Raw genomic sequence first — 14521 nt, forward strand, 5'->3', positions numbered from 1 at the left:
GCGCGGCGCGGGAGCGCGGCGGACCAGGCCGGCCGCGGTGAACCTCGCTTCGTGAAAAATTCGCACGGTACTGGAATCGGCGCCCGGACCGCCGGTGCAGGTCGCCACCGGCGAGACGCCTCAGCCGGCGCGCGCGAGGTCGTCGCGGGCCTGCGCCGTGAGCTCGAACGAGCGCACGCGCGCGGCGTGATCGAAGATCTGCGAGGTCACCATGAGCTCGTCGGCGCGGGTGCGGGCGATGAAGGCCTCCAGGCCGCGCCGCACCGTCTCCGGCGAGCCCACGACCGAGCAGGAGAGCGCCTGCTCGATGCCGGCGCGCTCCAGGGGGCTCAGCTCGCGCTCGAAGCCGTCGATCGGCGGCGGCAAGGGCCCCGGACGGCCGCGGCGCAGGTTGACGAAGGCCTGCAGAAGCGACGTCCACAAGAGGCGGGCCTCCTCGTCGGTGTCGGCCGCGAACACGTTGAACCCGAGCATGACGTACGGCTGCGCGAGCTGCTCCGACGGGCGGAACTCCCTGCGGTACAGCGCGATCGCCTGCATCATCTGGCCCGGCGCGAAGTGCGAGGCGAACGCGTAGGGGAGGCCCAGCGCCGCCGCGAGCTGCGCGCCGAAGAGGCTGGAGCCGAGGATCCAGATCGGCACGTCCAGGCCGGCCCCGGGCACGGCCCGCACGAGCTGATCCGGCTCCGCCGGGCGGAAGTAGCCCATCAGCTCGAGGACGTCCTGGGGGAAGCCGTCGACGTCGCCGGTCAGGGTGCGCCGCAGCGCGCGGGCGGTGACAGGATCGGAGCCTGGCGCGCGCCCGAGGCCGAGATCGATGCGCCCAGGGAAGAGCGACGCCAGCGTGCCAAATTGCTCGGCGATCACGAGCGGCGCGTGGTTCGGCAGCATGATGCCGCCCGCGCCGACGCGGATCGTCGAGGTGCCGCTGGCCACGTGCGCGATCACGATCGAGGTCGCCGCGCTGGCCACGCCGCCCATGTTGTGGTGCTCGGCCAGCCAGTAGCGGCGGTAGCCGAGCCGCTCGGCGCGCCGGGCAAGGTCGAGCGTGTTGCGGAAGGCCTGGGCGGCGTCTCCGCCCTGGACAATCGGAGAGAGGTCGAGAACGGAAAAGGGGATCATGTCGGGCACCTCGCTCGACTGTTGCACGACAAGGACGGTCGCGGGAGCGTCCGGCAACCGGCGCTTGTCGGGGCGTGGACGCCCCTCCGTCCAGCGCTCGCGTCCGTCCGGCGCCCCGCCCGCGGCGATCGAGCCGCCTGGAACGGTCATGACGCGGCCGCGCCCGCTGTACTACGCTCCTCGGGTGCGTCGTTCCGTCTCCTCGCTGCGCCGCCTCCCGCGGGTCCTCGTCGTCGTCGCCGCCTCGGCCGCCGCGCTCGCGCCGCCCGGCGACGCGGCCGCGTTCCTCTGGCCCAACGTGCCGGAGCAGATCGCGCGGGCGCTCACGTCCGGCGATGTGTCGGAGCGCCGGCTCGCCGCGACCCGCGTCGAGGAGCTCGCCCCGGAGACGGCGATCCGGCTCATCCAGAAGGGCATGAGCGACCCGGACGTCGAGGTGCGGCTGCACCTCGCCGGGGCGGCCGTTCGCTTCCGGATGCCCCGCGCGGGAGACCTCGTGATCGAGTGGCTCGGCGAGGGCGACGCGCGCCTGCGGCTCGCGGCCTGCGACGTGATCCGCGCGGCGCCCACGGACCGATCCGTCGTGGCGCTCGGGCGGGTGCTCGGCGATCCCGACCCGCACGTCCGCCTCGCCGCGGCGGCCGCGATGGGCGCAGCAGGGCTCCCGGACGCTGTCTCGCCGCTGCTCGGCCACCTCGACGACACAGCGCCGGAGGTGCGCGCGGAGGTCGTGCGCGCGCTCGGGCGCATCGGGGACACGCGCGCTGTCGTGCCGCTCATCGGCAAGGTGCAGGACTCGGTCCCGGAGGTCCGCCGGGCCACGGCGCGGGCGCTCGGGGAGCTCGGCGACGCGCGGGCCGTCAGCGCGCTGATCCTGGCGCTGCAGGACGCGTCCCAGGACGTCCGCGTCGAGGCGGTGACGGCGCTCGGCCGGCTGCGCTCGGACGACGCGACGTCCGCGATCGCCGATGTGGTCGCGGCGTCGCCGGGAACCCTGGGCGCGTTCGCCGGGTCGCGCCCGGCCGACAGCGGCACCTCGAGCAGCGACGTGCGGGAGGCGGCGCTCCGCGCGCTCGGCCGCATCGGCTCCGACGCCGCGGTGAGGGTGCTGCTCGCGGCGCTCGCGAAGGACGACCCCGCGGCGCCGCGATCGGCGGTCCGCGACGCGCTGGTCAGCGCCGGGAAGCAGAGCGCGACCGTCGCGGCGCTCATCGCCGTGCTCGCGGCAGCGCCGTCGGCGAACACAGCGGCGGGCGCCGCGCTCGTGCTCGGGGAGCTCAAGGCCACCGGAGGGCTCCCCGCGATCGTCCGCGGCATGCAGCGCGGCGTCGTCCCGCTCCGGCACGGGCTCCGCGCCCTGGGGGCGCTCGGCGACCCCGCGGCGCTGCCCAGCGTGCTCGAGCTGCTCGGCGACGCCGACCCCTCGGTCCGCCGCGAGGCGATCCGCGCCGCGACAGCGCTGCTCGATCCGGCGCGGCCCGACGGGCGCGCTGTCGACCCGGCGCGCGCCCTGCTGGTCGACCCGGCCACGCCGCCCGACGAGAAGCTCGCCCTCGTCCAGCTCCTCGGGCGGACCGGCTCGCCGCGCGCGCAGGAGGTGCTGCTGCCGCTCGCGAAGGCCCGCTCCTCGCCGCTCCGCCTCGCCGTCATCGAGGCGCTCGGGGCCGCGCGCGCCGCCGGCAAGCTCGGCGCGTCCGTCGACGCCGCGCTGCTCGAGGCGCTCGACGACGAGTCCGCCGACGTGCGCCTCCGGGCGGCGGTCTCGCTCTCCCGCGTCGCCGGCCCGGGGAGCGCGCGCGCGCTGCTCCAGCGCCTCACCGTCGCCGCCGAGCAGGACCGCGGCGCGCTCGGCATCGCCCTCTCGGGCGCGCTCTCCCGCGTCCCGGACGACGCGAAGGACGGGCGCGACAAGGGCCTCGCGCAGGACGTCGCGGCGGCGATCGCCAGCGCCCCGGACGCGGCGCGCGATGCGCTGATCGAGGGGCTCGGCCGCATGCCCGGGCAGGCCGCGGGCGCCGCGCTCGCCGGGATGGCCGCGGCCGCGCCCATCGACGACCGCCGCAAGATCGCCGAGTCGCTCGCGGGCCACGCCGCGCACGCCGGCGCCACCGCCGCCCTCCGCAAGCTCGCGGGCGACGCGGATCCGGGCGTCCGCGCCAACGCGATCTGGTCGCTGGGCGCCGTGGGCGACAAGGACGCGCTGCCGCTGCTCGCGCCGCTGCTGAAGGACCCCGACGCCGCCGTCGCGGGCAACGCGGCGGGCGCGATCGGCCGCATCGCCGCCCGCGCCGGCCAGCCCGCCCGCGCGGCGGCGGCGCTCTGCGGGGCGCTCTCCGACGCGCGCCCGTACGTGCGCGCCAACGCGCTCGCGGGCCTCACCGTCGCCAGGGCGCGCTGCGACGGCGCGGCGGCCCGCGACCTGCTCGCGCGCGACCCCGCCGAGGCGGCGCGCCTCGCCGCCGCCGACCACCTCGCGCAGGGCGGCGACGACGCCGACCGGCGCGCGCTCGCCCGCTGCGCCAGCGAGGACAGGAACGCCACCGTGGCCATGCGCTGCGCGCGCGCCGTCCCGCCCCGCGCGCCCCCCACGGGCGCCGAGGACGTCGTTGTCTTCGTCGTCCCCTTCGACGCCGGCCGCGACGGCGCGGCCCGCGACGCCCCGGCCCCGCGCGCTCCGTTCGCGCTCGTGCGCGCGGACGGCCTCATGCGCCTCGGCGTCGCCGACCGCCGCGGCGAGCTCTTCGAGCGCGGCGCGCCCCGCGGGCCGATCCGCCTCGCCGTCCCGGCGCCGCTCGTGAAGTGAGCCCGCGCCCGCCGCGCTGAGCCGTTCGCCATGCGCAGCCGACCCGACGTCGAGCTCCGGATGTCCAGGACCGTCCACCCGGGCGACGTCGTCCTGGTGGAGCTCGTGCTCCGCAGCCGCGGCAGGACGCCTGTCGACTCGATCGAGCTCCACCTGGAGGGCATGCAGGTCGCCCGCGTCGAGGAGCGCGTCCTCGTGCCCCCCCACTTCCTCTCGCTCGTCGCCCGCGTCTCCGGGGAGACGACGCTCCCGGACGGCGAGCAGCGCTACCGCGCGAGCTTCCCGCTCCCCGCCGACGCGCCCTGCTCGTACCTCGGCACGCGCGCCGAGATCCGCTACGGCGTCACGCTCACCATCGCGATCCCGTGGTGGCTCGACGTCCAGGAGTCGTACGAGGTGCTCGTCACGCCGCGCCCCGTGACGCGCCCGGCCCGGGCGCCGGCCGCGGGCACCACGGCGCGCGGCGACAGCCCCTTCGTCGAGGTCTCGCTCGACGATCAGGTCTTCGCGCCGGGCGACGAGATCTCCGGGGCGGTGGCGCTCGGCAACGTGCAGGGGCGCGGCGTGCGCGGGATCGAGATCTCGCTCGTCGGCGTCGAGCGCCTCCTCAGCGCCGACCCCGCCGCGACGAACCGCGCGACCGAGGCGCACCGCTTCACCGCCTTCCGCCGCGCCGACAGCCGCGACGAGGGGCGCGAGCTGCCGTTCCGGTTCCGGATCCCCCGCTCGGTCGCGCCCTCGTTCGACGCCGGATGGGTCGCGCTCGTGTGGGGGCTCGAGGTGCGCGTCGAGCTCGCGCGCGGGGACGGCATCGTCCACACGACCCCGCTCGTCCTCGGCGTCTTCGATCGGCCGGCCGGCCTCGGGGCGATGCGCCGGCAGATCGGCTCGGGGAGGTGGCGCGCGGTCTGGGGAGCGGTCGGCGCGCGCCACGGGCTCTCGCTCGACCCGCTGGAGCTGCGCCTCTCGGGCGCGCTCTCCGGCTGCTCCGCGTCCGTGTGGATCGACGCGGGCTCCTCGTCGAGCGGCGCGCTCGTGGGCGAGCTGCGCTGGCCGTCGTGGGGGCTCGACCTGGACGTCGGCGTGAAGCGGTTCCTGCTCGCGCTCTCGTCCGAGGACGAGGAGGGCTTCGGCCGCCGCTACCGCGTGCGCGGGCGCGACCCGGGCCAGGTCCGCGCCGTCATCGCGGGGCCGCTGCGCCGGGCGCTGCTCGCCTTCGACGACGTCCGGCTCGACGATGAGCGCGCGGCGGTCCGGTCCCGCACGCCGGGCCACGACCAGCCCTGGCTCGGCGCGTTCCTCGAGCACCTCGCCGCGCTGGCGGCCGAGATCACCGCCGCGGCCGGGCGCATCCCGCCGCCCACGCCGATGGCGGGGATGCGCCCGGCCTGGGAGCGGTTCGCCGCCGAGCTCCACGGCCGCTTCGAGGTGGGCCGCATGCGCATCCGCGACGCGCAGCTCGACGGCGCCACGTTCCACATCGACACGTGCTTTGAGCGCGGCCCGCACCCCGAGTGCTCCGAGGTCACGCTGGTGCTCGACCCGCCGCTCGACGCCGCGCTCGATCACGACGACCCCGAGCTGCTGCGCGCCGCCTCGCCCGCGGTGCGCGAGGTGGTCAAGCGCCTGCGGGCCCGCGCGCGCGCGCTGCGCATCGCCCCGCACGCGATCGTTGTCACGGTGCCGGCGCCGCTCGAGGACCCCGCGACGCTGCGCGACCTGCTCGGCGCGCAGCTCCACCTGGCGGCGCTCCTGCGCGGCCCACGCGTCGCCGGCCCGTACCGCTGAGCCGCGGTGGGCGGGCGCAGCGGCCAGGCCGCCGGAGCGACGGGGCCGCGCATCCAGGATGGCGCCGGGAATCTCCTTACGCCGCGCGGCGCGCTGGTTTCCTCGCAAATTTCCACACAAAACGCCGGCTGATCCGGGCTAGAGTCCCCTCCCATGCTCGACAAGCTCTCTCGCCAAGAACGCCTCCAGCTCATGCGGTTCATCTGTTCGTTCGCCTGGGCCGACCTCCAGGTGCGCGAGCAGGAGCGCGAGTTCGTGCGCAAGATGATCCTGCGGCTGCAGCTTGACGAGGAGGAGGCCAAGGAGGTGCGCGGCTGGCTCGAGGTGCCGCCGACGGCCGACGACCTGGACCCGATGAAGATCCCCCGCGCGCACCGGCAGCTCTTCCTGGCCGCCGCGCGCGAGATGATCTCGTCCGACGGCGAGATCGGCGAGGAGGAGCGCGAGAGCCTGAGCCTGCTCGAGCAGCTGACGCGCTGATCCGGGCGCGGTGCGCTCGACGGCTGGATGGATCAAGGCGCGACGCGGTGACGCGACGGATGACCGGGTGATGGGTAGAGGACGATGAGCACGATGGCGCAGGGAGGGGCCGGCGAGGGCCGGGCCCCGACGGACATGGGAGCGAGCTCGGCCGAGAGGCCCTGGGTGGGCGTGATCATGGGCGGCAAGAGCGATTACGAGCACCTCGCGGTGACGAGCGAGCTGCTCACGCAGCTCGGCATCCCGCACGAGGTGCGCGTCGTCTCGGCGCACCGCACGCCCGACCGGATGTTCGAGTACGCGACGACGGCCGAGGGCCGCGGGATCGAGGTGATCATCGCCGCCGCGGGCGGCGCCGCCCACCTGCCCGGCATGGTCGCCGCGAAGACGGTGCTGCCTGTCATCGGCGTGCCCATCCCCGCCACGGCGCTGAACGGGATGGACGCGCTGCTCTCGATCGTCCAGATGCCGAAGGGCGTCCCCGTCGCCACGATGGCGATAGGCAAGCCCGGCGCGGCGAACGCTGCCCTGTTCGCGGCGGCGGTTCTGTCCGGCAAGCACCCCGAGCTCCGCGAGCGCCTCGCCGCCTTCCGCAGCGCACAGGAAGCGGCGGTGCTCCGCGACGCGATCCTCGTATAGGTCCTCCAGCAATGCCCATCGCCCCCGGCTCCACCCTCGGTATTCTCGGCGGCGGCCAGCTCGGCCGCATGACGGCGCTCGCCGCCCGCACCCTCGGGTACAAGGTCCACGCCCTCGACCCCGACCCGGACTGCCCGGCCCGTTCGGTGCTCGATCGCTGCATCGTCGCGTCGTTCGACGACGTCGCGCAGGCGGCCGAGCTCGCGTCGCAGTGCGACGTCGTGACCCTCGAGATAGAGAAGATCGCCACGGACGGCCTCGCGGCGGCCGCGCGGTTCGCGCCGGTGCGCCCGTCGGCCGACGTGCTGGCCATGGTGCAGGACCGCGGCGTGCAGAAGAGCTGGCTGTCGCGCAACGGCTTCCCGGTGGGCCCGTTCCGCGAGGTCGCGACGAGCGAGCAGCTCCTCGACGCGACGCGCGCGATGGGCGGGGCGTGCTTCGTGAAGTCGTGCGTCGGCGGGTACGACGGCCGGGGGCAGCTCCGGCTCTCCGGGGGCGCGCGCGACATGGGGAAGGGCGAGGACGGCGCCGGCGACGCCGGGAGCGAGGCCGCGGCGCTCTTCGGGTCGCTGGGCGGCCAGCGCTGCGTGGTCGAGCAGGCGCTCGATCTCGAGGCCGAGCTGTCGGTCCTCGTTGCGCGGAGCCCGAGCGGCAAGCTGGCTGTCTACCCGCCGGCGTTGAACCACCACCGCGACCAGATCCTCGACTGGTCGCTGCTGCCGGGCCCGCTCTCGGCCGCGGTGACGGGGCAGGCGGTGCAGATCGCGCTCGATCTCGCGGTCGGCCTGCGCGTGGAGGGCCTGCTCGTCGTCGAGCTCTTCCTCCTCAAGGACGGCCGCCTGCTCATCAACGAGCTCGCCCCGCGCCCCCACAACAGCTACCACGCGTCCGAGGTCGCCTGCGTGACGAGCCAGTTCGAGCAGGCGGTGCGCGCCGTGTGCGACCTCCCGCTCGGCTCGGTCGAGATCGTCCGCCCGGCCGCGATCGTCAACCTGCTCGGCGACGCGTGGGAGGGCGGCGCGACGCCGGCCTTCGAGGCCGCGCTGGAGATCCCCGGCGTCCGGCTCCACCTCTACGGCAAGCGGGTCGCCCGCCCCGGCCGCAAGATGGGCCACCTCTCGGCCACGGGCCGCACGCCGGAGGAGGCGCTCGTCGCCGCGAAGCTCGCGATGGCCCGCCTCTCGGCGCAGGCCGGGCTGTCGCTCCCCGGTCGCTGAGGGCCGCGACGCGCGGTGGCTGGCGTTCTGCAGCGCATGAGCGGCCGTCCCACCGTCGTCGACGTGCCGCCTCGCTTTCGCGTGGTCACCGGCCCGTGGGACGCGGAGGCCGACGAGCGCACCATCGTCCTCGGTCCAGGGCACGCGTTCGGCGACGGCCGGCACGAGAGCACGCGGATGTGCCTCCAGGCGCTCGCGTCGTTCGCGCCGCGAGGCGGCTTCCGCCTCCTCGACGTCGGGAGCGGCACGGGGATCCTCTCGATCGGCGCCGCGAAGCTCGGCGGCGAGGCGATCGGGATCGACATCGACGCCGCCGCGATCGCGATCGCGGAGGACAACGCGCGGCGGAGCGCGGTGGAAGCTCACGTGAGCTTCGCGACGACGTGGCCGGGCGGGAGGTTCGACATCGTCGTGGCCAACATCCTTCGCGATGTGCTCACGGCGCTGGCCCCCCTGATCGTGGATCGGCTGGCCCCGCAGGGGATGTTGATCCTCTCGGGGCTCGTGTCCACCGACGTTCCGGAGATCGTCGCGCGCTATGCGCCGCTCCTCGCGGGGCGCAGGCCGGAGGTCTTCGAGCGCGACGCGTGGCGCGCGCTCGTGTGGCGCGCGGCCGCCCGACCCCGGAGCGCCGACCCGACACCCAGGAATGAAGAGATGTGAACCACAGAGGCACAGAGGGCACAGAGGAACCACAAAAAAACTCTCTCCCCTCTGTGCCCTCTGTGCCCTCTGTGCCTCTGTGGTTCGTCTTCTCTGGCTTTCAAAGCGGCGTATAAGGACCTGGGGCGTGTCAGGCCACTAGACAATCCCTTGCTCCACCTGAGGGCGTGTCAGGTGCAGCCGTATCGATTGTACTGGAAACAGGCGTAACCCCGGTGAGGGTGAAGCCTACGAGCGGCGCGCCACCGCGACTTCCGGCAGGAGCGCTCCGCGCGCGGCGCCGAGGCCTGTCGCGACGATTCATGGGCCGCCGTCGCGTGACGTTGCAACTGCACACCTGGGGTAACCCTGGTGAGCAAGGGTGTGTGTCCTCACGTGATCTGGCTCGACGTTGCGGCCAGCCTCGACCTTGCCGACAGCGAATCTGGTGCTTCGCTATCGTCTGCGCGCGACGGAGACGTCGCGGCCTCGCCACAAGCGAGCTCAACACAATCCATGTGTCTGCGATGACAGGGCGGTGACCACCGCCCGCGGAGAAGCAAGACGATGAAACGATCCTTCCTGGTGATGGTGGCGTGCGCGGCGGCTGCGCTGGGCAGCGCGTCGTGCGGGGGTTCGGACAAGGGCGGCGGCGCGAGCGACGGCGGCACGGGCGGCGGCGGTACGGGCGGCGGCGGTACGTCGGGGACCGGCTCGCAGCCGGAGTCCGGCCAGTTCTCGGTCGACGCGCAGGGCGGGACCTTCACCGCGGAGGACGGCTTCACCATCGAGGTGCCGCCGGGCGCGGTGAGCGAAACGACCGAGATCACCATCGAGCGCGTCGACGACGCCCCCGAGGGCGCGGTGGGGCCCATGTACATCCTCGGTCCGGAGGGCCTGACGTTCGCCAGCCCGATCACGCTCACGCTGCCGATCACCGTCCAGCTCAAGGCGGAGCTCGGCGAAGACACCGTCCTCGGCGCCCATGGGTTCACCGCACAGGAGGGCTCGGACGAGTTCGCGCGGCTCGCGCGACACGACGTCTCCAGGGAGAGCGTCGTCACGGAGACGGACCGTCTCTCCAGCGTCTACCCCGGGATGATCTTGCCGACCCTCCTGGCGAGCGAGCACCGCTACCCGAGCGCGCTGGCCGCCGACGGATCGTTCCTCTACTTCACCAGCGGCGGCACCGAGGAGGCCGCGACCGGGGACAACAACGACGGCTTCGTCTTCCGCGCGAAGCCGGGCACCGCCGAGGCGGAGGCGATCATCCCCGCCGATCCCGATCCCAAGGCGCTGTGGGTCAACGACGCTCACGTGTACTACGTGAGCGGCGGCGACGATGATCCGGTGATCCCCTCGGCGATCCGGCGCATCGACAAGGCGAGCCTGGAGGTCGAGACGCTGGTCGAGGTCGGCTACCCCTTGAGCCTCATCGGCGACGCGTCGGCCCTGTACTTCGGCGACGGCTTCGGAGAGAGCATCTACACGATGCCGCTCGACGGCGGCGAGCCGGTCGTCCTCGCGCCCGACGCCGGAAGGGCCGCGCACCTCGCGCAGGACGCAGAGAACATCTACTGGACCGGCGGCGCGGCGACCAACAAGGTCTACAGGGTGGCGAAGTCGGGCGGGGACGTGACGGTCATCGCCGAGGGCGAGGCCGAGCCGACCGGGATCGCGGTGGACACGGAGTTCGTCTACTGGGCCAACGCGGGCGACGGCGGCGTGTTCAAGGCCCCCATCGCCGGAGGGCAGAAGACCCTTGTCTATCAGGGGGTCAAGATGGCGGGGCTCTCCCTCCGGGGCTCGACGCTGTTCTCGGCGGACACAGGTGGGAACCGCAGCATCAACGCGCACGATCTCCAGAGCAACAGGACCGTCGTGCTCGCGTTCGACCAGCCCGTCGCCTGGCGCATCCTCGCGCCCGAAGGTGAGGGCGTGTTGTGGTCCAACGCCGGCGATTACCGCTACCAGGGCCAGGTCGCGTTCTACAAGGCTCCTTGATCGCGCGCGTCCCTGCAGCGGCCGCGAGCCCGCGGCCGCTGGGGTGATCGCGACGAACGGTGCCTGTTCGTTCTCACCGCATTCCGCCTCCGTGCGGCCCCGGAGACCGCATCGCGAGCTCTCCTGAGGCTGCTCGCCAGGGCGCTCCGCGCCGCGCGGCCCGGGGGCTCGGCGCATTGACGGCGTGAGACGTCCTCGCGTATCTGTTCGTGTTCGATGCAGATCACCCTCGCGAGAGCCAGGCTGCGCCGCGCGCTGTTCGCCGCGCTGGCGGCGGTCGCGGGCGCCGGGCTCGCCGTCGAGGTGCTCCAGCCCATCTTGCATCTGAACAACCGCAGCGGCGTCGTCCCGCTGCTCTCGCTGAGCTACGAGCAGAATGTGCCCACGTGGTACACATCGTCGCTGCTCCTCGCCTGTTCGCTCACCCTGGCGGTCATCGCCGCCGGTGCCCGCCGCGCGGGTGGGTTCGTGAAGCACTGGTGGGGTCTCTGTGCGGCGTTTCTCTACATCTCGCTCGACGAGGTCGTCGAGATCCACGAGGCGGCGAGCTCCTGGATCGAGCTGGGCGGGGTCCTGTACTTCAGCTGGGTGATCCCGGCGGCCGTGGTGGTGGCCGTGTTCGCGCTCGCGTACCTCCGGTTCCTCGCGCACCTCCCGCGGGACACCCGCAATCGCTTCCTCCTCGCGGGCGGCATCTATGTCACCGGCGCGCTCGTCCTCGAGCTGCCGCTCGGGTACTGGACCGAGCAGGCCGGGAGCGACAACCTCGTGTATGGTCTCATCGATTTCGTCGAGGAGTCGATGGAGATGCTCGGCGTGAATCTCTTCCTGCTCTCGCTCGTCGACCATCTCGGTGCGCAGGGGTGGACGATCGGCTTCTCGCAAGCAGCTCCGGAGCCGCGGCCCGCAGCGGTCGAGCGCTCCGCATGAGCGCGCGGGCCGAGACGGCGCCCCCTGGGCTCCTCGCCGCGGCGGGCAGGGCGGCGTACATCGTCAGCCCCTCGTACGACTGGGCCTTCTTCCTGCTTCCGCCGGTCGCCGCGCTCGCCCTCGGCGCCCTGATCGCCGGGACGCCGTTCACCGACTCGAGGTTCAGGCTCCACGGGGAGAAGGTCACGTGGGCGGGGCTCTTCATCGGCACGCTCATCCACGGCCACCTCGCCGCGGTGCTGCTCCGGAGCCACGGCAACGCCGACATCTTCCGGCAATACAGGCTCCGCTTCGTCGTGGCGCCGGTCGCCGTGTTCGCCGCGATGATGCTCTCCATGTGGGCCGTCGCCGTCGTGTCGGTCCTCGTCGTGTTCTGGGACGTCTACCACTCGGCGCTCCAGACGTTCGGGCTCGGTCGCATCTACGACGCGCGCGCGGGGAACGCGCCGGCGCTCGGCCGAAAGCTGGACCTCTGGCTCAACCTTCTCCTCTATGCCGGCCCGGTCGTGGCCGGCGCGACGATGCTCCTCCACTTCGAGAGCTTCGACGCCTTCGACGACGTGAACGCCGCCTTCTTCACCGCCGTCCCGGCGCTGATGGAGTCGAACCACCGCGCCATCGCCTGGGCCGTCATCGCGGCAGGCACCTTGTTCCTGCTCTATTACGCGCGCGCTTACCGCGCGATGCACCGGCAGGGCTACAGGGTGTCGTTCCCCAAGGTGTGGCTGTTCGTGAGCACGGGGCTCTGCTCGATCTACACGTGGGGGTTCAACCCCTGGGGACAGGCCTTCTTCATCATGAACCTGTTCCACGCCGTGCAGTACCTGGCGCTCGTCTGGTGGTCGGAGGGCGGCCGCCTCCGCCGCCGGCTGCGCCTCGACGCGCGCCGGGCCGGCAAGCCGCTCGCGGTGGCCGTGTTCCTCGTCGGCGTCCTCGCCTACGGCGTCTGGGCGGAGCTCGCGCCGGCGGACGACCGGGCGCTGTGGTCGATCACGCAGACCGTCGCCCTGATGCACTTCTGGTACGACGGGTTCATCTGGTCCGTGACCCGCAAGCAGGTATGAGGCGCACAGCATGTCGGTCGTGAACACATCAGGACGGGTCCACGGGCGCCGCGGCGCCTCGATCGCGCACGCGGCCGACCACGCGCCGCGGCCGCTCTGTTACGATGGCGGCCGGCTCGGACGCGGTGAGTTGACCCCGTGGCTCGAACGCTCGCGATGAGGCTTCAAGGCTCTTCCAAAGAGGGATGTATGCGAATTCAGGGATGTCTCCGATCCATGCTCGTCGCGCTCGCGGTCGCCTCCACCGCGCTCGTCTCGCCTGCCTGCAGCAAGTCGCCGGAGATCACGGCGGAGAGCATCGACGACAACTGGGCGCTGACGGAGCAGCACGAGCCCGGCTCGGTCGTCGTGACAGTGGCCCAGGACGGGCGGGTGACGGCGCTCGTGAAGGACCGCGACGGCAAGCCCATCGAGGACGGCGTGTCGGGCAACGTCACGGTCAAGGTGCCCGGCAAGGACGGAGCCCCCGTGACGGCGGAGCTCGTGCCCGAGCCGAAATCGGGCGGCGTCCTGCTCGCCAAGATCCCGCCGCTCGAGGACGACCTGACCGAGGTGAACTACGAGTTCAAGATCAAGGGCGAGCCGTTCAAGGGGGTGCTGCACGTGCCGCGCGGCGGGACCCGGGAGCTCCAGGAGAACGCCAAGGAGAACGAGGCGCGCAAGCTCGATGGGATGAAGGGCCCGAACGGGGGCGTGCTCCAGCCGGTCGGAGACGACATCGTCGAGATCGTCGCCGACAAGGACTCGGGCGAGATGCGCGTGTACGTGCTGGATCTCAACCTCAAGCCGGCGCCGATCGGCGATCGGGAGATCAAGCTGGCCGTCCACACGCCGTCGGGGCCGGACGTCATCGTGCTCGCGCCCGGGCCCGATCGGCTCTTCTTCACGGGCAAGCTGAGGGTGAAGGTCAACCCGACCAAGATCACGGTGGTGGTCAAGGAGGGCGGGCACACGCGCGTGGTCCTCTGCGGCTACCGGCCGGGCTCGGTGATCGTTGTCGGCCCGAGCGCGCCCGCGATCGCAATCCTGGTGGCCACCGGGTGGGCCGTGAAGGTCAACGTCAAGCCGACCGTGGTGGTGCACGACGACGATGACGACGACGGCCGGGTCATCATCATCCACAAGGGCAAGCACAAGCACAGGCACAAGGGCAAGCACAAGGGGCACTGGCACTGAAAGTGACGAGGGGCGCGCGCGCCGCTGTCTGACGTCGCGTCCGGGCGCGGTAAGGTAGCGGCGCTGCGCGCCCGCGCCTCACCCGACGGAAAGCCCTCACCTCATGACCGAAGCGCCCGAGCTCCCCGATCTCTCGCCCGACGACTGTCACCCCCGGGCGGCCGCTGCCCTGACCGATCCGTTCTTCTGGTCGCTCACCGACGAGACCGCCCCGTTCGGCAACGAGACAGCGCACGAGACCCTCACCGCGTTCCGCGACTTCCGCGACGAGCAGCCGAAGGGCAGCCCCCTCGAGCTCCTCGACGCGCTCCTCGCCCGCTGGGAGGTGGGCAATGACCACTGGGATGCCGTGGACGCGGCCGAGGTCCAGGGCCTCGGCGAGGAGGACGAGTACAGCCTGCTCACGCGCGACGAGGCGATCCTCGCGCTCGCCTTCAGCCAGATCGTCACCGAGGGCAGGCTCGACCCCGAGGTCCGCCGCCGCGCGCTGCTGGCGCTGGCGCGGCAGGCGCTGCCCGCGCTGCTCAGCGCCTTCGAGGGGCGCGCGCTCGATCGGGCGCTGCGGATCGACCGGATGAGGGCGGTCCTCTCCGGCCGGTGGGACTGACACCTCGTCGCCCACGGACGACCTGGGGCCGAGCCGCCGCGAGTTGGCC

At 73.2% G+C, this 14521-nt stretch carries 12 protein-coding genes; 11 read left to right on the forward strand and 1 reads right to left on the reverse strand.

Annotated features, from left to right (window positions below; genetic code table 11):
- Nucleotides 1-120: 120 nt before the first annotated feature.
- Nucleotides 121-1122 carry an LLM class flavin-dependent oxidoreductase gene (locus WMF42_RS08725; protein ID WP_437691391.1) on the reverse strand — a complete coding sequence of 334 codons (1002 nt, stop codon included), beginning with the start codon at nt 1120-1122 and terminating at the stop codon, nt 121-123.
- A 184-nt stretch (nt 1123-1306) separates the two neighbouring features.
- Between WMF42_RS08725 and WMF42_RS08730 the strand changes: the two genes are divergently transcribed.
- The 11 genes from WMF42_RS08730 (at nt 1307) to WMF42_RS08780 (ending at nt 14472) form a co-directional block, all read left to right on the forward strand.
- On the forward strand, nt 1307-3925 hold the full coding sequence (locus WMF42_RS08730) for a HEAT repeat domain-containing protein (RefSeq protein ID WP_437691392.1): 2619 nt from the start codon (nt 1307-1309) through the stop codon (nt 3923-3925).
- 30 nt (nt 3926-3955) lie between these two features.
- Nucleotides 3956-5713: a hypothetical protein gene (locus tag WMF42_RS08735; protein ID WP_061607625.1), complete on the forward strand. Its 1758-nt coding sequence runs from the start codon at nt 3956-3958 to the stop codon at nt 5711-5713.
- Nucleotides 5714-5866: 153 nt separating this feature from the next.
- Nucleotides 5867-6193, forward strand: a complete 327-nt coding sequence (locus WMF42_RS08740) for a TerB family tellurite resistance protein (protein WP_061607624.1) — start codon at nt 5867-5869, stop codon at nt 6191-6193.
- Between the two features lie 135 nt (nt 6194-6328).
- The gene (purE, locus tag WMF42_RS08745) at nt 6329-6832 is read left to right on the forward strand and encodes a 5-(carboxyamino)imidazole ribonucleotide mutase (protein ID WP_199693624.1); all 504 of its coding nucleotides are present in this window, start codon (nt 6329-6331) and stop codon (nt 6830-6832) included.
- An 11-nt stretch (nt 6833-6843) separates the two neighbouring features.
- The gene (gene purK / locus WMF42_RS08750) at nt 6844-8049 is read left to right on the forward strand and encodes a 5-(carboxyamino)imidazole ribonucleotide synthase (RefSeq protein ID WP_061607623.1); all 1206 of its coding nucleotides are present in this window, start codon (nt 6844-6846) and stop codon (nt 8047-8049) included.
- Nucleotides 8050-8085: 36 nt separating this feature from the next.
- Nucleotides 8086-8712, forward strand: coding sequence for a 50S ribosomal protein L11 methyltransferase (locus tag WMF42_RS08755; RefSeq protein WP_437691394.1), 627 nt, complete (start codon nt 8086-8088; stop codon nt 8710-8712).
- A 546-nt stretch (nt 8713-9258) separates the two neighbouring features.
- Entirely contained in the window at nt 9259-10695 is a 1437-nt protein-coding gene (locus WMF42_RS08760) for a DUF5050 domain-containing protein (RefSeq protein ID WP_437691396.1), read from the forward strand.
- Nucleotides 10696-10911: 216 nt separating this feature from the next.
- Nucleotides 10912-11625, forward strand: coding sequence for a hypothetical protein (locus tag WMF42_RS08765; RefSeq protein ID WP_437691398.1), 714 nt, complete (start codon nt 10912-10914; stop codon nt 11623-11625).
- Nucleotides 11622-12689, forward strand: a complete 1068-nt coding sequence (locus WMF42_RS08770; protein WP_061607619.1) for a hypothetical protein — start codon at nt 11622-11624, stop codon at nt 12687-12689. The genes WMF42_RS08765 and WMF42_RS08770 overlap by 4 nt, the downstream gene beginning before the upstream one ends.
- A 216-nt stretch (nt 12690-12905) precedes the next feature.
- On the forward strand, nt 12906-13865 hold the full coding sequence (locus WMF42_RS08775; protein ID WP_081426393.1) for a hypothetical protein: 960 nt from the start codon (nt 12906-12908) through the stop codon (nt 13863-13865).
- Nucleotides 13866-13968: 103 nt separating this feature from the next.
- A complete protein-coding gene (locus WMF42_RS08780; protein ID WP_437691401.1) occupies nt 13969-14472 on the forward strand; it encodes a hypothetical protein in 504 nt (167 codons plus the stop codon).
- Nucleotides 14473-14521: the final 49 nt, after the last annotated feature.

This window comes from Sorangium sp. So ce176, assembly GCF_051519835.1.
In the GTDB taxonomy this organism is placed as follows: domain Bacteria; phylum Myxococcota_A; class Polyangia; order Polyangiales; family Polyangiaceae; genus Sorangium; species Sorangium cellulosum_G.